25 protein-coding genes and 4 pseudogenes are annotated in these 23,981 nt (G+C 47.2%); 3 read left to right on the top strand and 26 right to left on the bottom strand.

Going from position 1 to position 23,981, the window contains the following annotated elements; translation table 11 throughout:
• Positions 1–84: 84 nt before the first annotated feature.
• The 24 genes and pseudogenes from rfbB to ACERC8_RS06175 form a co-directional block, all read right to left on the bottom strand.
• Positions 85–1,131, bottom strand: coding sequence for a dTDP-glucose 4,6-dehydratase (gene rfbB, locus ACERC8_RS06290; protein ID WP_373659043.1), 1,047 nt, complete (start codon positions 1,129–1,131; stop codon positions 85–87).
• A gap of 32 nt (positions 1,132–1,163) precedes the next feature.
• Positions 1,164–1,643, bottom strand: a complete 480-nt coding sequence (locus ACERC8_RS06285) for a phosphoribosylanthranilate isomerase (RefSeq protein WP_373659042.1) — start codon at positions 1,641–1,643, stop codon at positions 1,164–1,166.
• 1 nt (position 1,644) lies between these two features.
• The gene (locus tag ACERC8_RS06280; RefSeq protein WP_373659041.1) at positions 1,645–2,238 is read right to left on the bottom strand and encodes a dTDP-4-dehydrorhamnose 3,5-epimerase family protein; all 594 of its coding nucleotides are present in this window, start codon (positions 2,236–2,238) and stop codon (positions 1,645–1,647) included.
• Complete coding sequence (rfbA, locus tag ACERC8_RS06275; RefSeq protein ID WP_373659039.1) at positions 2,238–3,107, bottom strand: glucose-1-phosphate thymidylyltransferase RfbA; 870 nt, start codon at positions 3,105–3,107, stop codon at positions 2,238–2,240. The genes ACERC8_RS06280 and rfbA overlap by 1 nt, the downstream gene beginning before the upstream one ends.
• Before the next feature lie 45 nt (positions 3,108–3,152).
• A complete protein-coding gene (locus ACERC8_RS06270) occupies positions 3,153–4,259 on the bottom strand; it encodes an NAD(P)/FAD-dependent oxidoreductase (RefSeq protein ID WP_373659038.1) in 1,107 nt (368 codons plus the stop codon).
• 202 nt (positions 4,260–4,461) lie between these two features.
• Positions 4,462–5,256 (bottom strand): Nif3-like dinuclear metal center hexameric protein, encoded by a 795-nt coding sequence (locus ACERC8_RS06265; RefSeq protein ID WP_373659037.1) that lies wholly within the window; start codon positions 5,254–5,256, stop codon positions 4,462–4,464.
• Positions 5,246–5,929: a tRNA (adenine(22)-N(1))-methyltransferase TrmK gene (locus tag ACERC8_RS06260; RefSeq protein ID WP_373659036.1), complete on the bottom strand. Its 684-nt coding sequence runs from the start codon at positions 5,927–5,929 to the stop codon at positions 5,246–5,248. Before ACERC8_RS06260 ends, ACERC8_RS06265 begins: the two co-directional genes overlap by 11 nt.
• 69 nt (positions 5,930–5,998) lie before the next feature.
• The gene (locus ACERC8_RS06255; RefSeq protein WP_373659035.1) at positions 5,999–6,694 is read right to left on the bottom strand and encodes a DnaD domain-containing protein; all 696 of its coding nucleotides are present in this window, start codon (positions 6,692–6,694) and stop codon (positions 5,999–6,001) included.
• 9 nt (positions 6,695–6,703) lie between these two features.
• Positions 6,704–7,648, bottom strand: coding sequence for a homoserine O-succinyltransferase (gene metA, locus ACERC8_RS06250; protein ID WP_018367320.1), 945 nt, complete (start codon positions 7,646–7,648; stop codon positions 6,704–6,706).
• Positions 7,649–7,763: 115 nt separating this feature from the next.
• Positions 7,764–8,282, bottom strand: coding sequence for an adenine phosphoribosyltransferase (locus ACERC8_RS06245; protein ID WP_018367321.1), 519 nt, complete (start codon positions 8,280–8,282; stop codon positions 7,764–7,766).
• A 74-nt stretch (positions 8,283–8,356) separates the two neighbouring features.
• On the bottom strand, positions 8,357–8,722 hold the full coding sequence (locus ACERC8_RS06240) for a TIGR02328 family protein (protein ID WP_373659034.1): 366 nt from the start codon (positions 8,720–8,722) through the stop codon (positions 8,357–8,359).
• A 21-nt stretch (positions 8,723–8,743) separates the two neighbouring features.
• Positions 8,744–9,344, bottom strand: a pseudogene (locus ACERC8_RS06235) (HD domain-containing protein).
• Positions 9,337–10,191, bottom strand: a complete 855-nt coding sequence (locus ACERC8_RS06230) for a metallophosphoesterase (protein WP_373659032.1) — start codon at positions 10,189–10,191, stop codon at positions 9,337–9,339. The pseudogene ACERC8_RS06235 and the gene ACERC8_RS06230 overlap by 8 nt, the downstream one beginning before the upstream one ends.
• On the bottom strand, positions 10,192–12,399 hold the full coding sequence (gene recJ / locus ACERC8_RS06225; RefSeq protein ID WP_373659031.1) for a single-stranded-DNA-specific exonuclease RecJ: 2,208 nt from the start codon (positions 12,397–12,399) through the stop codon (positions 10,192–10,194).
• 247 nt (positions 12,400–12,646) lie between these two features.
• On the bottom strand, positions 12,647–13,411 hold the full coding sequence (locus tag ACERC8_RS06220) for an SDR family NAD(P)-dependent oxidoreductase (RefSeq protein ID WP_373659030.1): 765 nt from the start codon (positions 13,409–13,411) through the stop codon (positions 12,647–12,649).
• Positions 13,408–14,340 (bottom strand): ribonuclease Z, encoded by a 933-nt coding sequence (rnz, locus tag ACERC8_RS06215; protein WP_373659029.1) that lies wholly within the window; start codon positions 14,338–14,340, stop codon positions 13,408–13,410. Before rnz ends, ACERC8_RS06220 begins: the two co-directional genes overlap by 4 nt.
• 2 nt (positions 14,341–14,342) lie before the next feature.
• Positions 14,343–14,984, bottom strand: a complete 642-nt coding sequence (locus ACERC8_RS06210; RefSeq protein ID WP_373659028.1) for a cystathionine beta-lyase — start codon at positions 14,982–14,984, stop codon at positions 14,343–14,345.
• Entirely contained in the window at positions 14,974–16,215 is a 1,242-nt protein-coding gene (gene hflX, locus ACERC8_RS06205) for a GTPase HflX (protein ID WP_373659027.1), read from the bottom strand. The genes ACERC8_RS06210 and hflX overlap by 11 nt, the downstream gene beginning before the upstream one ends.
• Positions 16,216–16,483: 268 nt before the next feature.
• Positions 16,484–16,627: a hypothetical protein gene (locus ACERC8_RS06200; RefSeq protein WP_373659026.1), complete on the bottom strand. Its 144-nt coding sequence runs from the start codon at positions 16,625–16,627 to the stop codon at positions 16,484–16,486.
• Positions 16,608–17,699 carry a hypothetical protein gene (locus tag ACERC8_RS06195; protein ID WP_373659025.1) on the bottom strand — a complete coding sequence of 364 codons (1,092 nt, stop codon included), beginning with the start codon at positions 17,697–17,699 and terminating at the stop codon, positions 16,608–16,610. The genes ACERC8_RS06200 and ACERC8_RS06195 overlap by 20 nt, the downstream gene beginning before the upstream one ends.
• A gap of 2 nt (positions 17,700–17,701) precedes the next feature.
• On the bottom strand, positions 17,702–18,940 hold the full coding sequence (locus ACERC8_RS06190; protein ID WP_373659063.1) for a pneumococcal-type histidine triad protein: 1,239 nt from the start codon (positions 18,938–18,940) through the stop codon (positions 17,702–17,704).
• Between the two features lie 471 nt (positions 18,941–19,411).
• Positions 19,412–19,774, bottom strand: a pseudogene (locus tag ACERC8_RS06185) (leucine-rich repeat domain-containing protein); the annotation flags it as partial.
• Between the two features lie 38 nt (positions 19,775–19,812).
• Positions 19,813–20,424: a hypothetical protein gene (locus tag ACERC8_RS06180; RefSeq protein WP_373659024.1), complete on the bottom strand. Its 612-nt coding sequence runs from the start codon at positions 20,422–20,424 to the stop codon at positions 19,813–19,815.
• Positions 20,411–21,232, bottom strand: coding sequence for a pneumococcal-type histidine triad protein (locus ACERC8_RS06175; protein WP_373659023.1), 822 nt, complete (start codon positions 21,230–21,232; stop codon positions 20,411–20,413). Before ACERC8_RS06175 ends, ACERC8_RS06180 begins: the two co-directional genes overlap by 14 nt.
• A 351-nt stretch (positions 21,233–21,583) precedes the next feature.
• On the opposite strand from ACERC8_RS06175, the gene ACERC8_RS06170 reads away from it, so the two are divergent.
• The 3 genes from ACERC8_RS06170 to ACERC8_RS06160 are packed head-to-tail and all read left to right on the top strand — an operon-like array spanning position 21,584 to position 23,376.
• Positions 21,584–22,270: a phosphopantothenate--cysteine ligase gene (locus ACERC8_RS06170; protein ID WP_373659022.1), complete on the top strand. Its 687-nt coding sequence runs from the start codon at positions 21,584–21,586 to the stop codon at positions 22,268–22,270.
• The gene (coaC, locus tag ACERC8_RS06165) at positions 22,263–22,823 is read left to right on the top strand and encodes a phosphopantothenoylcysteine decarboxylase (protein WP_373659021.1); all 561 of its coding nucleotides are present in this window, start codon (positions 22,263–22,265) and stop codon (positions 22,821–22,823) included. The genes ACERC8_RS06170 and coaC overlap by 8 nt, the downstream gene beginning before the upstream one ends.
• On the top strand, positions 22,801–23,376 hold the full coding sequence (locus tag ACERC8_RS06160; protein ID WP_373659020.1) for an ECF transporter S component: 576 nt from the start codon (positions 22,801–22,803) through the stop codon (positions 23,374–23,376). Before coaC ends, ACERC8_RS06160 begins: the two co-directional genes overlap by 23 nt.
• 56 nt (positions 23,377–23,432) lie before the next feature.
• Here the strand turns inward: ACERC8_RS06160 and ACERC8_RS06155 are convergent.
• Together ACERC8_RS06155 and ACERC8_RS06150 are read right to left on the bottom strand one after the other, a co-directional pair.
• Positions 23,433–23,635, bottom strand: a pseudogene (locus ACERC8_RS06155) (transposase); the annotation flags it as partial.
• Positions 23,626–23,981: pseudogene (locus ACERC8_RS06150) on the bottom strand (transposase); the annotation flags it as partial. The pseudogenes ACERC8_RS06155 and ACERC8_RS06150, both read right to left, overlap by 10 nt.

Here is a 23,981-nt window from a genome sequence, read left to right as displayed (position 1 = left end):
AGACATTAATTCAGTTCTATTATACCATGATTTCCATTGTTTTAACATTTTCCTGCATGTAAAAAGACGGTTTCCCGTCTTTACTTACTTAATCACTTCTTGAGTCTTAGCATAGTTGGCTTCAACAGCTGCTTTTTCTGCCTGCCACCAGTCTTGGTTATCGGTATACCACTTGATGGTTTCTTCGATACCCGCTTCAAAGTTGGTAAATTCTGGTGTCCAACCCAGTTCATCACGGAGCTTGCTAGCGTCAATCGCATAGCGAAGGTCGTGCCCTGCACGGTCGGTCACATGGTCATAGGCATCAGCCGGTTGACCCATTTTCTCCAAAATCAGCTCCAACACTTCCTTGTTGTTCTTCTCACCATCGGCACCAATCAGATAGGTTTCACCGATTTGTCCCTTAGTCAAAATGATCCAGACACCTGATGAGTGATCGTTGGTGTGAATCCAGTCACGGACATTTTTCCCTTCACCGTAGAGTTTTGGCTTGATACCAGACAAGATATTGGTAATCTGGCGTGGGATAAATTTCTCAATGTGCTGGTAAGGGCCATAGTTGTTTGAACAGTTGGAAATGGTCGCCTTCACGCCAAATGAACGTACCCAAGCCTTGACAATCAAGTCAGACGCTGCCTTGGTAGAGGAGTAAGGCGAGCTAGGGTTATACTTGGTATCCGCTGTGAATTTCTCACCTGGACCTTCGCCATGACCTGGCAGGTCCTCACGCAATGGCAAATCACCATAAACTTCATCAGTTGATACGTGGTGGAAACGAATATCGTATTTACGAGCCGCTTCCAACAAGGTATACGTCCCGATGAAGTTGGTGTGGATAAACGGCGATGGGTCATTGAGGGAGTTATCGTTATGACTTTCAGCTGCATAGTGGATAATAGCATCCGCCTTTGCAGCCAACTTGTCCACCAATTCGGCATCTGCGATGTCACCGACCACTAACTCCACTCGGTCACCTAAGATGGCTTCCAAGTTCGCACGGTTACCCGCGTAGGTCAATTTATCCAAGACCGTCACATGGACATCTGGATGATTGTTGTAAACGTAATGCACAAAGTTTGAGCCAATAAAACCAGCTCCACCTGTGACGATGATGTGTTTAAATGTTGACATGTTTTCTCCAATTTTTATTAGAATGACTTACTCTAACGATTTACTATCGATTTCAGATAGGCAATTTTTGCAAAATCTTTTTGATTGTTGTTCTCAGCACGGTAGCTATCTTTTGAGGATGCCAGATAAATCTTGAGGTACTGTTCCACGTTTGGCAAATAATAATGAACGCCCTCATCTTCTACTTCTTCTAGGTCTACACCAGCAAAGTTCGGCAGCGAATGTAGCCCACCAAATTCAACAGATTTTCCAGTTTTTTGAAACTCATGCTCGTGGCGGTCAACCAACTGATAACCTAGCCTTTCCATGATGGCATTCAGCTCATCAAAGCGATAAATCCGTCCCTCATCAGGAGCTTCCCAGCCACGCAGATCACTCGGCACATGAATATCTAAGTCTCTGGATTGCCAATCCCGACCAGTCACTTGCTCTAGTCCAACCGACCCCATCAGAAGTGGAACGATACCAATCTGATTTAATTCTCTGGCAATCATTAAAAATTCTTGATACATCTTACAAATCCTCAGCTCTCAAAGGTTTGACGTCTTTGAGTAGCGGATGGTTTTTATCAGCTTCTGAGACTTCGGCTTCTGCGAGATTCTCCCACTCAATGCCAAGACTTGGATCTGCATAATTGACAAAGGCATACTTAGGCTTGAGCTCCAAGGCCCAGTAGTCATTGACCAAATAGCTATAGGCAACGAAGTCTGACAAAACTTGAAAACCATTGGCAACACCCCGAGGCACAAAAATCCCCTTGCTGGCGTCAATGATGGTCTGGTAGGTATTACCGAAAGTCTCCCCTTCACGAAGGTCAACCCAAGTCCCCAGAACCTTACCGCCGTCTGCTACCGAGATGTACTTGTCCCAAGGCTCAGCGTGAAGGCCACGCAAGACATGCTTACGGGAAAAGCTGACATTGTTCTGCAACTTACCTTCTGCAAAAAAGCTCTCTGGAAAGCCCAGGGGCACCATTTTTTCCTTCTGGAAATTTTCTTTGAACCAACCACGATTGTCCCCGCGTACTGGAATATCGAATTCCAAGAGACCTGGAATAGCTTCAATCTTGCGGCAGGCTAATTCTTTATCAAAAAATTGTTCCGTCATTAAGCCTCTCCAATCAAACGGAGCAAATACTGCCCGTATTCATTTTTCTTCAATGGCTGCGCTAATTCACTGACTTGATCATCTGTGATGTAGCCCATGCGGTAGGCAATTTCTTCGAGGTTTGCTACTTGGACATTTTGCAGGCGTTGCACCGTCTCGATGTACTGAGATGCCTCTAGCAAACTCTCATGCGTTCCTGTATCCAACCAAGCAAAACCACGCCCCATCAGCTCGACAGACAAATCGCCACGGTCAAGGTAAGCTTTATTGACATCTGTAATTTCAAGTTCACCACGAGGACTTGGCTTAATGTTCTTAGCGATTTCCACGACATCATTATCGTAGAAGTAAAGCCCAGTCACCGCAAAGTTTGATTTTGGCTGTTCAGGCTTTTCTTCGATAGAAATGGCGTTCATATTGTCATCAAATTCGACGACGCCAAAGCGCTCAGGATCTTTGACTTGGTAACCAAAGACGGTCGCACCCTTGTCTTTAGAAGCCGCACGTTGCAACATCTTGGTCAGACCATTACCGTGGTAAATATTGTCTCCTAAAATCAAGCAAACACTATCATCTCCGATAAACTCTTCACCAATGATAAAGGCTTGAGCCAGACCATCTGGACTTGGTTGCACCGCATAAGACAGGGAAATTCCCAGCTCAGACCCATCTCCCAACATATCCTCAAAGCGAGGCAAATCCTGAGGTGTCGAAATAATCAAAATTTCTTTAATCCCAGCCAACATCAAGGTTGACAATGGGTAGTAAATCATCGGCTTATCATAAATCGGCATAAGCTGCTTGGAAGCGGCTCTTGTCAACGGATAGAGGCGAGTCCCTGACCCACCTGCCAGAATAATACCTTTCATCGGTAAGCTCCTTGTCATGTAATCTTCTTTACTATACCACACTTTTTAAGATTTGTCAGCTCTTACCACCACCGTCCCAATCGGATGGTCACTAGGGTCGAGCTGCCCTGTCTCTCCCATCAGCAAATGCACCAGCTCACGTCCAATCAAAGGACCTGTCGTCAAGCCAGACGACCCCAGCCCACTAGCGGCATACACGCCTGAAAGCCCCGGCACTTGCCCATAAAAGGGCGCATAATTGGGCGTGTAGGCCCTGATACCGACACGGTAGCTCTTGCTGTCTGCGCCAGCAATTTTTTGAAAAAATGGCAGAGCTTTGGCTTCCAGTCCCGCAAGCACCTCAGGGTCTAAGGTCAAATCATACCCCATCTTATCCTCATGCGAGGCCCCGACAGATAACTCGCCCTCACGAAACGGAATAATGTCTCCCTCACCGTGTGGCATGATGACAGGATAGCTCCCTGTGTCCAACTCACGAAACTGATAATCAATGATTTGCCCCTTCTGCGGACGAACAGCCACCGTATAACCGTGTTCCTCCAAAATAAAAGGCAACCAAGCCCCACAAGCCAAGATCAAGCGGTCAAAGACCTGCCCATCCACCTCGTAGCGACCATCAGACAAGACAGTAAAGCCAACTTTTTTCGTCACGACAGACACACCACTAGCTGCCAGTAAGGTCTTGGTCAGCTCCGACCCCTCTACACGAGCAGCACCAGATGCCCAGAGGTACTGGTCAAAGCCAGCAATCCCCTCATAATGACGATCCAACTCTTCCTGACTGATGAGTCTAACATCCCCCATCAAAGGCGACTCTTCTCGTCTTGTCAAGGCTAAAGCTAAAGTCTCCTCCAAAAAATCCTGACGAGACTTGATGACCACAACCCCCACCTGCTCGTAAAAACGGCTGTCATAGCCATCGGCCGTTACATCAGCTACCAAGTTCTGGTAAAAATCAGCCCCTAAACGCGCCATTTTGTACCAATTTTTATTACGTTTTCTGGCAAACCAAGGGCAGATAATCCCTGCTGCAGCCTTGGTCGCCTGACCGACCCCCTCATCAAAAACGGTCACTTCTATCCCATCTTCTTTTGACAAGTAATAGGCGGCTGTTGATCCGACAATCCCTGCACCAATAACGGCAACTTTCATCATTTTCTCCTTTTTCATGCGATTTCTATTTTATTATACCACAAGGGAGTGCGTTCGAACTCGATAAATAAAAAGAGTTCGTTGCCCATCTCAGAAAGACCTAGTCGGATCATCCAAGCTGTGTCAATCGGAAGAGCTTACCACATCTTGGGCATCTACCGAACATTGCTAAAAAGACTAGAACCTTCGTCCTAGCCTCAGCTTACAAATGTCTAAATGGATTGGTAGAGACTGTTGATGGATAGACATCAACCGACCAATCCAAATCTGCTTTCCAGCTCTCCAGTAGCGCTGTGACTTTCTGGACAAAGAGAACCTCGATATGGTGCCCTGGATCAATGGCCAAGAGCCCTTCTGTCAGCATCTCCTGAGCTGTATGGTAATAGATGTCTCCTGTAATATAGACATCAGCCTCCTTGGCAAGAGCCTCCTTGTAAAAGCTGCCGCCACTACCGCCACAAATCGCTACTCGCTCGATGTAACGCTGCTTATCGTGTGCATAGGTCACTAGCCGAACACTATCTAATGAAAAGACGGATCTGACCTTGAGCGCCAACTCCTCTAAGGTCACAGGTTCAATAACACCTACACGACCAATCCCCTGACCGTCAGCTGTCTCATGCAGAACATCTGTCACTTGAATGCCCAGCATCTCACAAAACCAGTCATTGAGCCCACCATCTACGACATCAATATCGGTGTGGCTGACATAAACCGCTATGTCATGCTTGATTAACTTCAAATAAATTTGAGTCTGCAAATCATCTGCCACTAAGTGTTTTAAGGGCTTAAAAATCGGCGCATGCTTGACGATAATCAAGTCAATCTTCTTTTCAATCGCTTCAAGCACCGTCGCCTCTCGAATATCCAAAGCCACCATGACCCGCTGGATATCCTTGTCCAGAGTTCCTATCTGAAGACCTGAAACATCGCCCTCCATAGACAGACTAGGCGGACAAAAGATTTGGTAGCAAGCAATCACCTCACTAGCTTTCATGCAGTACCTCCTTGATCGCTTGGATTTTTTGGGAAATAGCAGAGCGGGTCTCCTCATGTTGGATGGGAATACCTGCAAGAGCTTCTTCCAGTTTGGCACACTCTTGCTGCCACTTCTGCAGGAAAATAGGAGATTGGTCCTGCCGTAAAAAAGGACCAAACCGAATATCCAACTCAGACAACTCTTGCTGACCTGCCTCTGCTACGATGATTTCATAGCGTTTGCCATTTTCTTCTAAGATGTCTTCTGCGACGATAGCATAGCCATGCGCTGTCAACCAACGGCGGAGATCATCTTCACGATTATTGGGCTGGAGCACCAAGCGGCGGACAGTCGACAGCTCAGCCCTGCCCTTGTCTAAAATCTCCGCAATCAAGCGCCCTCCCATCCCACAAATCGTGATGGTGTCAATCCTATCGCTGGGTTTCATAGCAGCCAAACCATCCGCTAGACGGACGATTATCCTATCCTCCAGTCCAGCTGAGCCAACCGTATCTACAGCAGACTGATATGGACCTGCAACCACTTCACCTGCGACTGCTGTCTCAATCTGCCCTGCAACAATCAAGGCGACAGGCAGGTAAGCATGGTCGCTGCCAACATCTAAAAGCCTTGCACCTTGCGGCACAAAGCTAGCAACTTGCTGCAAACGTTTTGAAAGTAATATCGTCATAGCTATCTTTCTAAACTGTTCTCTAATCAAGACTATTAAAGCATAACATGCCAATCAGTCTGTGACGAACTAATCCACCCAGAGGTTAGATGCCAAACGGAAATCCTCATCAATCGCCACTTCTTCCACCTTGTGACGATCACGCTCACGGCGGCGCTCCTCAATTTGCCTAACGGTCAAGATACCTTCTTTGCGCCAATTACGTAAAATGGCTTGGATATAATTCCAATTGGTCTTACCATTAAACACCGCTTCTTTTAGTGCTTCTCTAATCAAAGCTGGATCGGTTTGAACTTCCTTAAGCAACTTGTCCAACTCTTCCAGTTCAAAAGGACTGAGCAAACGCCCCAGTTCTCGTTGAAAGTCGTCCACAAGTAACTTCAACTCTGACCCATCAAACAAAGGCAAGGTGTCCACGGATTCAGAACCCTGTGGCTTTCCTTGATGTAATAGGGTATCTAATTTTTCAAAAGCTGGGCTGGTGTCAAAAATAGTCTCAATCTCCCCAGCAATATCAATGATTTTAATGACTAAAAGACCTGCCTCAGTCAAACGCTCAAAGGACCGATTAACATCTGCAACTGTCTTACCAATGGCCTGAGCAATCTGGCTAGGTAATAAATCTTGTAAATTGGTCGTGTTTTGCAAGTAGCAAAATTGCCAAACAAGAAAGTCTTCACTGTTGTTAAACAAGTGGTGGTAGTTAAACAGCAACTGACTGGGTAGCACCACATGCCCTGACTGATAATAAGTGACAGCTGTCATCTCGCCCTCCTAAAGTTGCGCAGACTCCAAGAACTCTTCTTGCAACTGCTCCAAATGATAAGGCGTCTCCTGATAGACCCCATAGTTAATCCAATTACTGAAAAAAGTCGCCGCAGGCAGGTTCCAACGCATGATTGGCGGCTGGCTAGCATCATCATTCTGGTAGTAGTTTTTAGGCATAGCAGAGCTTTTACCAGATAAGATATCTCGGCGGTATTCCTTATCTAGGGTCTCACGATCATACTCCAAGTGCCCAAAGCTATAAACCTCTCTCAGGTCCGAACTCGCTAGGATAGATAAGCCGACATCAACCCCTTTAGCAAGAATCTGTAGAGGGGTCTGTTTGAGAACCTGCACCTCATCAACTTCGGTGTAGCGTGAGTGGGGCGCAAAAAACTCGTCATCAAATCCACGCAGAAGCGGGCAACGCTTATCAGACACTACCTGCGAGAAAACGCCCGTCAACTTCTCAGCCATTTGCGATTTTTCAACACCATAACGGTAATAGAGCGCTGCCTGAGCCCCCCAACACAGATGCAGGGTTGAATAAACATGCGACTTTTGCCATTCAAAAATTTGGCATAATTCTTCCCAATAGTCAACCTCCTCAAACGGCAAGGTCTCCACAGGAGCCCCAGTGATAATCATGCCATCATAAAACTTATTTTTAATATCTGTAAAGGTTTTATAAAAGGTTGACAAGTGGTCAAAACCAGTGTTTTTCGACTCATGACTAGCCATATAGAGAAAGTCAATCTCTAGCTGTAAAGGTGTGTTAGATAGAAGCCTTAATAATTGCGTTTCTGTAGCCTCTTTGGTTGGCATCAGGTTTACAATCAAGACTTTCAAAGGACGAATATCCTGACTAACAGCACGGTTGTCGTCCATGACAAAGATATTCTCCGCCCGAAGAATATCAACTGCTGGTAACTTTTTATCGAGTGTAATTGGCATAAGCCCCTCACTTTCTTTAGAAGATACTACTTCTAGTATACGGTGGGGAGCTCAATCTTTCAAATATCTATTTTTTAGAACGGGCTATAGTTTTTAGCTATACCCGTAACCGAGCTTATCCCGGAAAATTCATCAAAATTTTCGTGTCGTAATTGCCGATGGCTTCACGACCACCAAGTCCGTCTAGCTCAATCAGAAAGGCACAGCCAGCAACCACACCACCTAGTTTTTCAATCATTTCAATGGTCGCTTTCACCGTACCACCTGTCGCCAAAAGGTCATCAACGATCAACACGCGCTGACCTGGCTTGATGGCATCAGCATGCATGGTCAGTGTGTCAAGACCATACTCTTTCTCATAATCAGCTGAGATGACCTCACGCGGTAATTTACCAGGCTTGCGGACAGGCGCAAAACCGATGCCCAACTCAAAAGCTACAGGGCAGCCCACGATAAAGCCACGCGCTTCAGGGCCAACAATCATGTCAATATTTTTGCTCACCGCATACTGAACAATCTCGCGAATAGCGTAACTGTAGGCATTGCCATCAGCCATCAAAGGGCTAATGTCTCGGAAAGTAATCCCCTCTTTAGGGTAGTTTTCAATGCTAGCGATATAGTTCTCTAATTTCATCTTCTGACTTTCTAAAAAATGGTTTTACAAACAATTATAACACATTCTTTTCACTTTTTGGGAAATAAACTAACTTACTCCAATTCAATGCCCTTTTCACGCAGGTTATCCAGACAGTCAAAGAGATAGGCCTCATCGTGTTCGGTATAGATAGGGCTGGTCTGCTCGGTGGGGTCTACTTGAGCGTGGGGCGTAGCGGTTTTTCCGCGATAGGCAGGGTCATACCAAGCCCTGTCAGGCTGGTAGCCACGAGCGACCATCTCATCCATGATAAGCACATGGTACTGGTAGAGCTTATAGGGATTGTGGTCAAAAACATAGTTGACCGTGGCATGAGGTTTACCCCAGCCTCGCCCTCGCAAGGCCGCACACTCGCGGTGCTGTCCCAAGAGTTGCTGGCGAGGAAGTTTTGAAATGATGGCTTGGTGCCATAGGCGCATAGGTGTTTTCCTCCTTCCTTTCTAACGCAAACCTGACCACTCAGCGTGAAACTGCTCCAGATAGGTCAGCATAAAGGTGTTGCGTTGCTCTGCCATTTTCCGACCGTAAGCCGTGGTCATCAGAGCCTTTAAGTGTAGTAATTTATCAGCAAAATGCTGGATAGCCGTCTCCTTATCGCCGTCTGGCTGATAAATCAGCCGACCCGTATGTCCAGAATACGCCATCGTTCTAGCGATACCGATAGCCCCGCATCAAGGCGGTCTGCATCCTGCACTACCCGCCCTTCTAGGCTAGGGACTTGTTTTCCTTGTCTCTGACTGGTGTCTCAATGATGGCTAAAAGATGCCGCTGGTCACGCTCATCAACCTGCTGACGCTCCAGCCAGTCCGAAACTTTTGCCAAGCCAGTCGCCAGACTGGCATTAAACTTATGATCTGCGACATCATGAAGGAGCGCTGCCATCTGACAGATAAAGAGGTCAGCGCCTTCTTCATGCGCGATGGTCACTGCCGTTCTTCTAACACGATCAATGTGCCACCAATCATGGCCGCTACCTTCTGTCTCCATCAGTCTTCTCACATGCTCTGCTGTCGCTTGGATAATACGTTCCTCGTCAATCATCTTGTCGGCTAAAATAAGCACGAACCTCCTCTTCATAACCGTAGCGGTCGTTGTACTGAGCTAGGAGCTCATTGTCATGGGTGTGCAGGACACCTGTCTCGAGCAGTTCTTGGTAAAGTTCTAAGTAGGGCAGACCTCGCTCCTTGGCGATGGCATACTCTCTTTTGACATCATAGGCCACCTTACGGAAATCCACACCAGCCAAACCTTGTCCATCAAAGGTCAGGAGTGCATACTGGGAACGCTGGTCTTGTCGCAAGGCTTCCCAAGTCCAGAAAGGCTGTCCTATGGAGCCTGGATTTAGGATGAGCTGACCGCTGGTCGCATAGCGCATGGTCTGGACATGCACATGCCCGTAGATGGCAACAGCCACTGCATGATCTGCACAAAGCCTATCAAACTCTTCCTGAGGCGATTGCCAATACAGTCCTCCACCATGATTCTTATCTGGAAAATTATGCGAGAGTTGAATGTTTAGACCTGACTTGGTCACATGCGCCGTTGCCCTTTGTTGGCTGAGGTAATCGAGCCCTGCTGGCGATAGGGTTTCAAGCAGGTACTGGCCTTGTCTGTACAGCGCCAGATGTTCTGCTTGTTTAGCATCAACAATCCCAGTGGCTTTCCTCTCCTTCAAGGCTAGAACCACATCGTCCCAGTTGCCACGAATGGACACCGTCACAGGCACATCTTGTAAGAACTCTAACAGTTCATCTCCTGCTGGTCCTGGCAAAAAGATATCACCCAAAAGCCAGTACTCCGTCGCCCCTTGAGCTTTGGCGTCTGCCAGGACAGCAGCCAAGGCTGTGCTATTACCATGAATGTCTGATAAAACAGCGATCTTTTCCATTTAGTCCTCTTTCCTCGTCAAGGTTTGGTAAATCTCCTCAGGTGTCCCTAGTGCCATCAACTCCTGATACTTGACGTTTGCCACCAACTCCTGATAGATTTGGCTGTCGGCAATCGGTCGTTTGTCAGCCTCCTTATTGACCGTCATCACACCGTCAGAGATGCTGACAAAGCCAAGTTCCTCGAAGATTTGAATCATCTTGACCAAAAGAATCTGGTCAATTTTGAGGAAATGGCTGAGCTCCTTGAGCTTGTAGCGGACATCAAACTCTGGATACTGGTAGATGGTCTTGTAGAGCTTGGCATACTGGTCTCGTGTCCCATAACCAGACAGGTAATAAGGGGTGTTGATGGTGTTTTTGAAATAAATGGCTTCAAAGGTTTTCCCTTCAAAGAGCCCTTGTAAGTCTGCCAAGGTGTTTGGCAAATCAGCCACCACCACGACTGGGCTACTTGTCTCAGCCGTCAACAGAGGCACACCAGTTGGCAGGAGAGCTGTTTTAGCCCGCAGGTCAAAAAGCTGAACCCCGTCAACACGAGCATCTTCCAGCATGAGCTGGAGAGTAGTGGCTCCGTTCCAACGGTTGACGGATAGGGTAACCAAGAGATCCAAGCCCCTAGCTTGTTGAAACTCCTGAGCCAGCTGCCCTTGGTTAAAAGCAACGACATCGTAGGCCGTCTCACCCTCCTGCACCTTGAGCTTGAGATGGGCACCCCCCTGTCCCATGGTTCTAGCCTGGGTCACCTTAACATCCTTGAGGAGAAAGACAGGCTTGCGGTTATCCATACCAAAAGGCGCTAGTTTACTTAGGCTTTTGATGGTGTCAAGCGATAGCTCAGACAGGGTGAGCTGACCAGCCACAGGTAGGGGTGGTTTCTGATTAAGGTCAATGACCTGCTCTGCCAGAGCCTCAGACAAGACCGCCTTGAGTGCTGGTAACTGCTCCACTAGGAGGGTCATGCCAGCCGCTCCGCTATGGCCCCCAAAAGCCACAAAAAGCTCTGGATGAGGACTGAGGGCCGTAAAGAGGTCAAAGGCTTCTGGACTGCGTGCCGACCCCTTGGATTGACCGTCCGTGATGCCGAGGACGATGACAGGCTGCCCCAGCGTTTCCAGCAAGCGCCCAGCCACAATGCCCAAAACGCCAGGGTGCCAGCCCTCTTTGGCCAGCACCTGAACAGGGCTCGTTGGATCAACCATCTGTCTAGCCTCATCATAAATCCGAGCGACTAGGTTTTTTCGTTCCTCATTTTTGGCCTTAACCATAAGGGCAAGCTGCTGGACTTCCTCATCATCAAAGCCTGTCAAGAGTTCAATGGCAGGGTTGGGGTCGTCCAGCCGCCCCAAGGCGTTGAGCTGGGGAGCAATGGTAAAACCAACGGTCTCCTCAGTCAGACTTGCCCAATCAACATCAGCCAACCTGAGCAACTCCTGTAAGCCCAGTCGCTCAGTTTCCTTGAGCACCTGCAAACCAGCCCTGACCATGATGCGGTTTTCATCCGTCAAGCTAACCATATCAGCAATGGTTCCAATAGCTACCAAATCGAGCATCTCTACAGGAACCGTCTCAAGCAGGGCTGTCGCTAATTTAAAGGCCACCCCACAACCTGCTAAATACTTAAAGGGATAATCAGCGCCAGGGTGCTCAGGATGGACAAGGGCGTAAGCCTCTGGCAGCTCTGCTGGTAAACTGTGGTGATCCGTCACCACCACATCAACACCATCCCCTTGCGCATAGGCAATGGCCTCATGGCCCGCCACCCCATTGTCCACCGTCACAATCAGAGACACGCCCTGCTGCTCGATAAAGTACTTGTAGACCGACAGGTTGGGCCCGTAGCCGTCCGTGAAGCGGTTGGGCAGGTAGGTCACCACCTCGGCCCCCAACATCTCCAGGGTCTCCTTGACGATAGACGCCGCCGTCATCCCGTCCGCATCGTAGTCCCCGTAAACGAGGATTCTTTCATTTTGTTCAATGGCAGAGCGGATACGCTGGACCGCCTTATCCATATCGTTTAGGAGATAAGAATCATGTAACTGGCTCAAATCTGCCTGCAAAAAAGCCACTAGTTCTTCCCAAGTCTGCACCCCACGGTTAAACAAGATGGTCGCTGCCAGCTTGTCCAAACCTTCTTTTTTTGCCAGCTTCAAAAAGCCCTCATCAGGCAATCGTTCATCAAGTTGCCAAGTGTATTTAGAAGAAATCATATCAGTCACTTTCTGGATCGTTATTCCTTTATTTTATCAAAAAACAAGCGAAAAACAAACTGCCTGACCTAGGGAAAGGCTCGTATGCATTGTCACGCTAATGACATAAAAACTACTGTTTACCAGATAAAAACGAACACGACAGCATCAGTAACTATTATAAAAAACTGCCAAGGCAGGTTTTTAATGATTTTCGCGAATTGTCATGTCTTATCCAATCAGTTCCACTGGTATAGGTGAAAATGGCTTATTTATAGTTAAACACTTTTCGTGTTAACCAGTCAAACAGGGTGGGGAAGAGGGTATACCATTTATGAGCCAGAGCTAAAAGCCAAGGCAGGTTGAGTTCGCGCTTGTTTTTACCCAGTATGGCTACGATACGACTAGCCACTGCATCCGCAGACAGCGTGAAGCGGTCAACGCTCTTGAGGTAGTCGCCCGATGGGTCTGCGGTCTCAAAAAACTTGGTGGCAATCGGTCCTGGGTTGACTGTGGTCACATAAACGCCCTTATCTGCCACTTCTAGTCGCAGGGCGTTCGAGTAGCCGATGACCGCAAACTTGGTGGCCGAATAAATACTGGTCTTAGCTGTCGCAATTAGCCCAGCCATGCTGGCAATATTGACGACATGCCCTGAACACTGCTCTGCCATTTTCCCAGCAATCAGCCGCGAAAAATGAATAGTCGCCAAGGTATTGACCTCAAACATCTCCTTGATCTGCGCCACCTCGTAAGCGTCAAAAGCCTGAAACTCACCGAAACCAGCGTTGTTGATGAGGATGTCCACGCGCCCAAACTGAGCATAAATGCTGTCGATGGTTTGGACAATAGCCGAGCTGTCACGAACATCTAGTCCCAGACAGAGGGTTTTGGGGCGTTCCCCATAGAGGGTCATGAGCCGCTCCCGACTACGTCCCAGGAGAACCAGTTGGTCAGCAGCTGGCAGCTGAGCCACCAACGCCTGAGCCAAGCCACCGCTAGCCCCTGTCATGACAATCACACGTCCTGTCATAAAACCTCTACCTCCTCTAAATCACGCACCACATGGGTATCTGGAAAGAGCGACTGAGCGTCTTTTTCCAACTGCCGAACATCGCGAGCCAAAAAGCGAGCGGATACATGGTTGAGCAAGAGCCGTTTGGCAAAGGCTTGCTTGGCAACACTGGCCGCCTGCATATTGGTCGAGTGTCCATGTTTTTTGGCGATAGCCTCGTCTCCCTTGCCGTAGGTGGACTCATGGACGAGGACATCCGCTCCCAACCCTAGATGAATGCTAGCGTCCGTCAAGCGTGTATCCCCTAAGATGGTCACTACCTTGCCCTTTCTAGGCTCAGAAATATAGTTTTTAGCGATGATTTGCCTGCCATCAGACAGAAGGATATCCTGACCATTTTTGACCTGACCAAAGAGCGGTCCAAAGGGCACACCAGCCGCCAAGAGACCTTCCGCATCCAAGGTCCCTTCTAAGTCCTTCTGGGTCACGCGATAACCGACACAGAACACTGTATGGTCAAGAGCTTCCGCATGGACAGTAAACTTGTCTGTCTCCAAAATCAAGCCCAAGGTGTTCTCGTCAAACTCATGAAAATGAATCCGATAAGGCAGACGAGTACCTGTCACGCGCAGACTAGTCAGGACCAGCTGCTTAATCCCCACAGGCCCATAGAGGTCAATATCCGTCTGCTCCTCGCTGGCCTGAAAGGCACGGCTGGATAGGAAACCTGGCAAGCCCAAGACGTGATCCCCATGCAGATGGGTGATAAAGATCTTTTTTATTTTACGAGGACGAATGGTCGTCTCTAAAATCTGCTGCTGGGTGCCTTCCCCACAGTCAAACATCCAGACCTCATTGATTTCATCAAGAAGTTTGAGGACAAGACTGGACACATTGCGTCCCTTGGACGGCTGACCGGCACCCGTCCCTAAAAATTGAATTTCCATACTTAACTTTCTAACACATAGATAAGGGATTGCCTTTGGGTATAGCCAAAGACCTGTTTTCCTGACAACTGGCTGGCGACGTCCAGCAATTCTTGCCTGTTGTAACTGGACAGCTTGATGGTACCATCTGTTAGTCGGTGACCCGTCGTCAGGAATGCGCCGTCGCAGGTGAAGGGCTCTGCCCCTTCTTCCTCCCATAACAAGGTATCGAGATAGACCCTATCACCCTCTCGGTAAACCACCAAATGGGGAAAGAGCTCTGCCAGCTCTAGTAGGGTCAGGTCTACCACCTCCCCCTCGTCCTCTGCAAAAACAGTCGCTAACCCTTGGGCATTAACAAAGGCAAAACCAAAGGCACGTCCAGACAGGTTGAGACGGACAAAGGGCTTATCCTCTGCCGCAAAGCTGGGGTAAGATTCAAAGAGGTCGAGCGCCGTACTCAGCTCCAACAGGTAATCGCAGGCAGCTTTGGGCGAGGTTTTCTGATAATGCTCGGCAAAATAAGCGTTGACCACACTAGGCGGTGGGGTGATGATTTTGAGTTGCTCAACTCTGCTCAGCCCCTGCAACTGGCGGGTCAGGTAGACCCTGTCCAAACTGGTGTAGCCACCGTAGGTCAAGGCTAGGTCAATCTCATTGGTCATAAAAAGCCTCCAATCGCCATCTGTTTTGAGGACTGATGTAGCCCGTCACGGGCTGGTCACTGTCCCAGTCGTAGCTGTCTAGTAGGGCAACCTTACTCAGTTCATAGAGTTTGTAGCTGTCTTCTGGCTTAACCTGCACTGCAAAAGGCTCAAAAATCTGGTCAGTGATCGCCTCGATCATCAGCTGGCGCAGGTCACTGGCTGCGGTCTCCGACTGAGATGACACGGTCACGTAAGGAAAAAGACTGGGGGTAAACTCAGTGACCTTGTCAATCTTGTTATAAACTGCTAGCCGAGGGATATCTGCCATATCCAGATCAGCCAAGATATCCAAAACCACCTGCTCCTGCTCGGCGTGATTGGGGTCGCTGGCATCAATGACATGCAATAGCAAGTCCACCTGTCGGCTCTCCTCCAAAGTCGACTTGAACGCCGCAACCAACTCCGTCGGCAGATCTTGGATAAAACCAACCGTATCGGTCAAGGTCGCCTCAAAGCGGTCTTGGAGGTAAATTTTCTTGGTCGTCGCATCCAGCGTTGCAAAAAGCTCATCGGCTTCATACTGGCTCTTGTCCGTTAGAACGTTCATGATGGTAGACTTGCCAGCATTGGTATAGCCAATAAGCCCAATTTTGAGAGCCTGAGAAGCGATACGCTTGTCCCGTACCGTGGAACGGTTCTTGGTAACTTGCTTGAGCTGACGCTCAATATCTGAAATCTGATGACGAATGGAACGACGATTGAGTTCCAGCTGGCTCTCCCCAGGACCACGACTACCGATGCCACCTGCTTGACGGCTAAGCATGATCCCTTGACCAACCAAGTGTGGCAGCATGTACTTGAGCTGGGCTAGATGCACCTGCAACTTGCCCTCGTGGCTCCGTGCCCGCATGGCAAAAATATCTAAAATCAGCTGCATACGATCGATGACCTTAACCCCCAGTTCCATCTCCAGATTCGTATTCTGACGAGGGGTTAGGCGGTTATTAACAATAACACTGTCAATCTCCTCGGACTCGATGACTGCTTTTAGTTCTTCTAACTTACCAGAGCCGACAAATGTCTTGCTGTTGTAGCGCTCCAGTTTCTGGGTGTAGCTCGCCACCACCTCCGCACCTGCTGTTTTGGCTAGGCTGGCCAGCTCTTCCATAGACATGGCAAAATGCTCACTGGTCTGTAACTCTACGCCAACCAAAATAGCTTGCTCAGTCTTTTCTTGCGTCTCAATCATCTGCCCACCTCCTTGCATCATTTCCATTATACCATATTTTTGGGCTCTGCTATTTTCAAAGAATTCGTTAAAGATTGAACAGAGTCTGCTATTTTCAAAGAATTCGTTAAAGATTGAACAGAGAGATAGAAATAGACAAAAACTACCTCTTATTCCGATGATAGCAATTTTACGTTACAAGGTGCTTTTAATGGCGAAAAAGACAAACACCAACCTGATGTTTGTCTCTAAGCGATGATGACCTTGCATTTATCTTTTTGTTATTAGGCTAAGGTTCAAAATGAATCGATTCACGCTGTTTCTTTAGGGCTTCCCAACCAGCTAGAAATTCATCTAATTCGTCCTCGTCCCATTCGCTGTCGTCTTCATCATCGACATCGTTGTCAACGGCGTCAGCTGTCGTCTTCATCATCGACATCGTTGTCAACGGCGTCAGCTGTGGTTTCCTCAGACGCCTCAGCTGGAGAGTCTGGGGTTGATGTCTCCTCAGCTTTATGTTCTTCAGGCTGAGTAGTTGATGGGGAGGTTGGCGTAGTTTTTGTAGCAGGTATTTCATCTGAATTAGATGGATTACTTTCTTCAAAGGCGTCACGTTCTGCTTTCAGGCGAGTTAGTTCTGCTAACAGTTTTTCTAACTCCTCAGCAGAAGCACCATCAAAGATGTCCTCTTCGTCTTCCTCGTCATCGACATCATTATCAACGACGTCAGATGGTTTCTCCTCAGATGGCTCAGCTGGAAAGTCTGGGGTTGGCGATGATGGTGAGGCTTCCGTTGAATCAGCCGGTTTGTTAGTGCCGTCTTCAAGATGTTTAGCAGGCTGTTCAAGGAATAACGGCAAGGCCTCAGTAAAGTCTTCTGACAATTCCTCGTCCGTCATAACTTTTGTTCGAATGAGAAAATCACGCAGATTATTGACATATGACGCCATGTCTTTACGGTTGAACACTGAGCCACTCGGAACATCCGCATCAGCTGTGTGAACTGGGGCTTTCTCTGTCGACAGAGCCGCTTTCAATTCTTCTTTCAAGGCAGAGGTTTCTCCCAGATGAGATTCAAACACGCGCGGAACACCATAGAGTTCTTTTACTTTCTCCTGAAGGCGTTGACGCAATTGTGGCGAAACCTTTTCATCGTCCATATGTCTCAAGAGAAAGTCCATATAAGCTAGTCGCGGACCTTGGTCACTAGGCGCCTTATCAACGCGTGCAATAGCTGACAAGTGATTTGCGACACGCTCTAAACCTGCCTTGTCTTTTGCGACAACTAGGGCTTTTAGTTTTTCAACTTCTTCCTCTTGACGTAAGCCAAAACTACGTAAGGTTCTTGAACCTAATGTCTTGTACTGCTCAACCAGCTGTTCATAACGTGCGGTCAGCTCATCTTCAACCACTGGTGCTGCTTCTTTTGTTTTGTCTCCCTTGATATAACGGCTATCAAAATCCTGTAAGGCTGCCATATAAGCTTGTGTAGATGTTGTTGGCACTGCTAGGTCAACCTTGAGTCATCCAAGGCTCGTGCAATACGTCGATAGTCTGCACTTGTTTCACCAAACTTGGACTTGGCATCTTCCAGCACACGGGCAATCTCGTCCGTCACCGGTGCTGCTGAAAACTCGCCTGCTGAAAAGCTTGCCTTAATTTCAGGTAATTTATTGGCCATGTAAGCCTCATAACCAGCCATTGGCGTTAAGATATTGAGGTAGTGGTAGTGATCTTTCCCTGGTAGAACAAAATATTTTTTATCCTTGATGTTCACTTGGATGACTGGTACGCCCAAACGTTCAGCCGCAGCTTGTAACTCATTTTCAAAATCAAGTTCCAAATTATCCGTTTTAGCTGGAATGTTTAACAAATCCAGTGATACAGAGTAGGGGTGAACGTGACCTGCATCATAAAGTGGGTCTAGCACGTCAGTATAGTAATCACGCTTCGCATCGTAGTCTTGATGAGGATGAGGAATGGCAAAGACAACAAAGGAATCATGGAAATGAACAGGCGTCCCTTGGAGCAATCCATAAGCCTTACGGATATAAGCCGTTAATTCCCGCTTTTCCTCGTCAGTCAGAGGGGCTTTAGTTGGCGCTTCTTCTGTCACATGGACAATATGAGTATGGTCTTCATGAGGGTATTCAAAACCAACAACTTTGCCATCAGCGGTCACAGGACGAATACTCTCTACAGGTAGACCCAGTTGTTGGGCTAACTCTGCTCTTTGCTTTGCTTGCTTCTCAGACAAAACAGGAGACTCCGCTTGCACTTTAGGGGTTTCCTTAGGCAATAAGTGTACCCATTTTGAACGAGCAATAGCGTCTTTTGGTAAAATATGAGTATGCCCCTTATGGTCAACCATCAAGCCCGCATCAGTCCAGCCTTCTATACCAGTGCCATCAAAGAGGAAACCGTCGCTAGTTGGATAATCAATACCAGCCACACCTTCTTTAGTTGGTGCTTCGGTTGTTGACACAGGTGTTTCTTGCTCTTCAGGAATAGGCGTTGGAGCAGGCGATGGTTTTGGACGGCTTGGTTTTGGTGGAACAGCCGGTTTCTCTGGACGACTTGGTTTAGGAGCGACAGCTGGTTTTTCTTGCTCAGTTAGCTTATCTTGTTTAACCGATTTTTCCGAATCTGCCGGCTGATCATGGTCGCTGTGCCCGTCATCATAAGGCTTAGTGATGTCTAAATCACGCAGTAAAACGAAGTGAATATGGTCATCGTGAGGATACATGAAGCCTGGACCATTCTTGGTCTCCAAAACGGTAATCTTATCCTCGCTGAGACCTGTTTCACGTGCTAGGTAAGCTCTTTTAGCAGCTACTTCGTCAGCTGGCTCTGTTAGCTCGTTAGGCGTGTTGTTTGATGTATTGCCACCTTCTGCTGCTGGGAAATACTGGGCAATGCCTTGTGGGATATTTTGGCTGTTTGGCGTCAATTCTTCAGCAGGAATATGATTATCATTAACTTCGATAAAGGTAATGGTTTTATTTGGTTGGCTGACCACTAATGTATTCAGATGATTATGACCAGCATTCAAACTTGTCAATGCGCTAAAGTTCTGGATACCTTCCAAAGTCGTCAGCAAGTTATTGCTAATGTTAAGGTTATCTAGGCTAGCTTGACTAGCAGGTAAATGCAAGCTGGTCACTTGGTTATCCGACACATTTAATGTGCGGAGTTGGGTTGCTTTTTCAAGTCCTGATAAATCAGAAATCGCATTATTTCCTACAGACAAGCTAACCAGCGATGGCAATCCTGAAACAAAGTTCAGATTAGTCAAATCGTTGTGCTCTGCTGTTAATTCTTCCAGATTTGGCGCCTGAAGCGTAGACAAATCAAGACCTTTGTTGTGGGATACAAAGATACGTTGCAATTCAGACTTGTTAGACAAGATAGACAAATCTTTCAACTGATTGTGTTCCACACTCAGCACTTTAAGATGGTTAGCTTGGGATAAGGCAGACAAATCAGTTAATCGGTTGTAGTCCAGATTCACAAACTCAAGGTTTGGCAAATCATCTAGCGCACTGATGTCTGTGAGATCGTTCCCTGCAAGTGCCAGTGTTTTTAACTGTGGGTAACCTTTGAGAAAAGCTAATGAGGTTAAGCTATTTTGTGACGCATCAAGTCCAGACCAAAGCGTTTGAGCGGGTCTTGGCGTTGTCCGATGTTCAAACTAGTTACAGTTGCCAACCAGGCCTTCATCTTCTCAGGATCTGTTTCATCTGCTGGGAAAGGTGTTGGGGCATCAGCATGTAAGATATCTGCAATAATTTCCTCGTCAAAACCGATTGCCTTGAGGGTCTCACGACCGACAGCTTGGTGAGCATGAGGATCCGCATGAGGATCTTCAATCGGCTCCCCGATCACAACCTTGTCAACAGCAATGTCATGATGATGGTTGTCGTGGGGATAGATAAACAATCGTCCTGTTGGACCATCTGTCACCTGAATCGCTTCTGGACGAAGACCAAGTTTCTCAGCCAGATACTGACGTTTGGCCTCCAACTCATCACGTTCAGATGGTTTTGGTTCAGACGGTTGTGCTGGTATTTCTGGTGTGCTTGGTTGTGCTGGAAGAGATGGAGACGTTGGCACTTGAGGGTTCTCTGGAACTGCTGGCTTCACCTGATTGCCATGACCGTCATCATAAGATTTCGTGATGTCCAATTTAGACAAGAGGACAAAGTGAGTATGGTCATCATGAGGGTACATGAACCCTGGACCATCTGGCGTATTTAAGTAGAACAATCTGATTTTCACTTAGCCCTGTTGCTTGAGCCAAATAGGCACGTTTTACCGCAACCTCATCCTGATGATGCTCATTCGGTTCTTGAGGAGACCCACTCGGTACTGTTGGCTGCTCAGATAGTATAGGGGAACTTGGTTGAGTTGGCTTATCTAATACAGATGGCATTGATGGGGCTGTCGATGAGTTCCTCAAAAGGTAGGCCCATTTTGATCTAGCCAAATCTGATGTCAATAAAACATGCAGGTGTCTATCATGATTAACCAACAACCCTGCCTCTGTCCAGCCGTGAACGCCAGTTCCATCAAACAAGAACCCATCACTGGTTGGAAAGTCAATCCCTGCAATACCACCTTGTTGGGATGGATTTGCCTGGTCAGCTCTTCCTCCAGTAGACGGTGCTAGCGGGGTAGTCTGAACATGAGTCGTCGCTGCAGCCTGCTGTTGATTTGACAAGCTGGATTTCAAAACATAGTGGTAATGGTCTCCATGGCGAACAGTGTAGCCCAGAGCATCTTCTGCGACGATATCAGCTGGATTAAACTCATAATGATGATCTGCTGTAGTCTGCTGCTTATCTCCTAGCGGTTTTTGCTGAGTTGGGGCTGCTGTCACAACCGTACCTGCTGGAATCAGGTGGGCAAATTTAGTGCCTTGCAAATCAGCATAAAAGATAAAATGAGAATGCCCATTATGGTCAACGACAATACCGTCTCTCGTATGCGAAAGAATTTTTGATTGATCTGTCAGGATAAAGCCGGCACTGGTCGGCACTGTTACACCCGGGATATCTTTTTCTTTTTTGGTGTTTTTCTTATCGGATGATTTGTCTTGTTTATCTTTTTTGCTCTCTTTTTGTTTTGTTGAAGAGCTGGTCTAGGTTGTTGAAGATGTTGTTTTAGCTTCCTGCTTGGTTTGGCAGGCCGATAAAACAAGATGGCTTGCTAGGACAAGCCCAGTTAGTTTTAGCCATTTATGCTTAGCCATATAGCCTCCTTGATGATACACCGATTAAAAACCAGTTAATTTTATGCTTAACCAGTTTATTTTATCGTATAAAGCCGATTTTTGCAAGCTTTTTACAAAACATTTTGCCTAGTAAAAGACTTATGCTATAATACAGATATGAAATGTTTAATCACATCCGGCGGCACGACAGAGCCGATTGATCAGGTGAGAGGGATTACCAATCATGCCAGTGGTTGGCTTGGAAAAATCATGGCAGAAACCTGCTTAGCATCTGGTCATGAGGTGACACTTGTGACAACCAAGCAAGCCGTTAAGCCTGATGCTCACCCCAAATTATCTGTGACAATCATCTCTGACGTGGCAAGCCTGATCACCGTGCTCAAGCCTCTGGTTCAATCACATGATGTCTGCATTCATAGCATGGCCGTCTCTGATTACACCCCTGTCTATATGACTGACTTGGAAGAGGTCGAAAAAACATCAGATCTGCGCCAGCTATTGACCAAAAAAAATAATGAGACGAAAATCTCATCTCATAGTGATTATCAAGTTCTTCTTCTGAAAAAAACGCCTAAGGTTATCGGTCACATTAAAGATTGGAATCCGAACATTAAGTTAGTGGGGTTCAAGCTCTTGGTTGATGTTAGTCGTGACGAGCTTTTCGCGGTAGCGAAATCTAGTCTGATGAAAAATCGTGCTGATTTTATTCTGGCTAATGATTTAATGGAGATTAACCAAGACAAGCATCGCGGCTATTTGCTGACAGCTGACGAGGTGTTTGAAGCAGAGACAAAAGAACAAATCGCTCAGCTGATTTTAGAAAAGGTGACCACTCATGCCTAAACGACTCTTATTAGCCATATCAGGCTCCATTTCTGCCTATAAGGCAGCGGATTTAACCAGCCAATTAACCAAGCTAGGCTACGAGATCCACGTCTTGATGACAGAGGCTGCCACTCAATTTATCACGCCCTTGACCTTACAAGTTCTCTCTAAACAACCTGTGCATGTAGATGTGATGACTGAAAAATTAGCAGACCGAATCAACCATATCGACTTAGCCAAGGAAGCTGACTTATTTATCCTCGCTCCCGCTTCTGCTAATACCATCGCGCATTTGGCACACGGTCTGGCGAGCAATATGGTGACAGCCACTGCGCTTGCCTTGCCAGCCGAAACACCAAAGCTCTTTGCGCCAGCCATGAACACAAAAATGTACGACAACCCCATCACGCAACAGAACATGGCCGTCCTGACCCAACAAGGATACAGGGAAATTCCACCTCGCTCTGCCCTTTTAGCTTGCGGTGATGTGGGGCGCGGTGCCCTAGCTGACCTATCAGATATTATTCACACGATTGAGGAGATTTTACATGAACAGACGTCAAGAAACTAAACAAATCGCTGCTATTGCTATTTTTATGGCTGTCATGCTGGTCATCGAAATTGTCAGCCAGTCCATCTTTGCAGCCATTCCCGCCCTCCCTCTAAAACCGACACTGACCCATATCCCTGTCATTATCGCCAGCATCTACTATGGTCCCAAAGTCGGCGCAGGGATCGGAACCTTTATGGGCATCATGAGCGTGGTGCGCAACACCATCTTAGTTACGCCCGCCAGTTACATTTTCTCACCGTTTGTTGATGATGGAAACTTTTACTCTCTTCTGATTGCGATTGTTCCACGGGTTCTTATCGGTGTCACTCCCTATCTGATTTACAAAGCCCTTCACAACACTATCGGCTTGGGCATGGCTGGCGCTGTTGGCAGCATGACCAACACCCTCTTTGTGCTGGGTGGTATCTTCTTCCTCTTCCCTGACCGCTTCGGAGGCAATGTGCAGAGCTTCTTAGCGGCTGTACTGGCAACCAACTCATTGGTCGAAGTCGCCATCGCTACTGCCTTAACCGTGATTTTAGTGCCGAGATTGCGGTCGCTAAAGCACTAATTGACTAAAACACATCAATAAACCGGCTCTTTGTCAACTGTAGTGGGTTGACCAATTTAACACCGAGAGAGGACAGTTCTTGTCTTCTCTCGTTTTATGTTTATGACAATGAAGATGCGAGTTTTGTCTTTTCAGAGTTTCTGAAACCAAAGGCATTCCGTTTAATGACCTTGATAAGGTTGTTTGTCGCCTCTAGTTTAGCGTTTGAGTAAGGCAGTTTCAAGGCGTTGACAATCTTGTCTCTATTCTTCAAGAAAGTCTNTTTATGTTTATGGCAATGAAAATGCGAGTTTTGTCTTTTCAAAGTTTCTGAAACCAAAGGCATTCCGTTTAATGACCTTGATAAGGTTGTTTGTCGCCTCTAGTTTAGCGTTTGAGTAAGGCAGTTTCAAGGCGTTGACAATCTTGTCTCTATTCTTCAAGAAAGTCTTAAAAACCGTCTGAAAGACAGGATTAACGCTTGAAATCGTCTCCTCAATCAGCCCAAAGAGCTGGTCAGCTTGCTTTTCTTGAAAATGAAACAGGAATAGTTGATAAAGTTCGTAGTGTTCTTTTAGCTCTTGAGAATAGCCGAGCAGTTTAGTGACAACCTCCTGATTAGTCAA

It is taken from the genome of Streptococcus sp. E29BA, assembly GCF_041807805.1.
GTDB classification, from domain to species: Bacteria; Bacillota; Bacilli; order Lactobacillales; family Streptococcaceae; genus Streptococcus; species Streptococcus entericus.
This window is presented reverse-complemented; position numbering and strand designations above follow the sequence as displayed.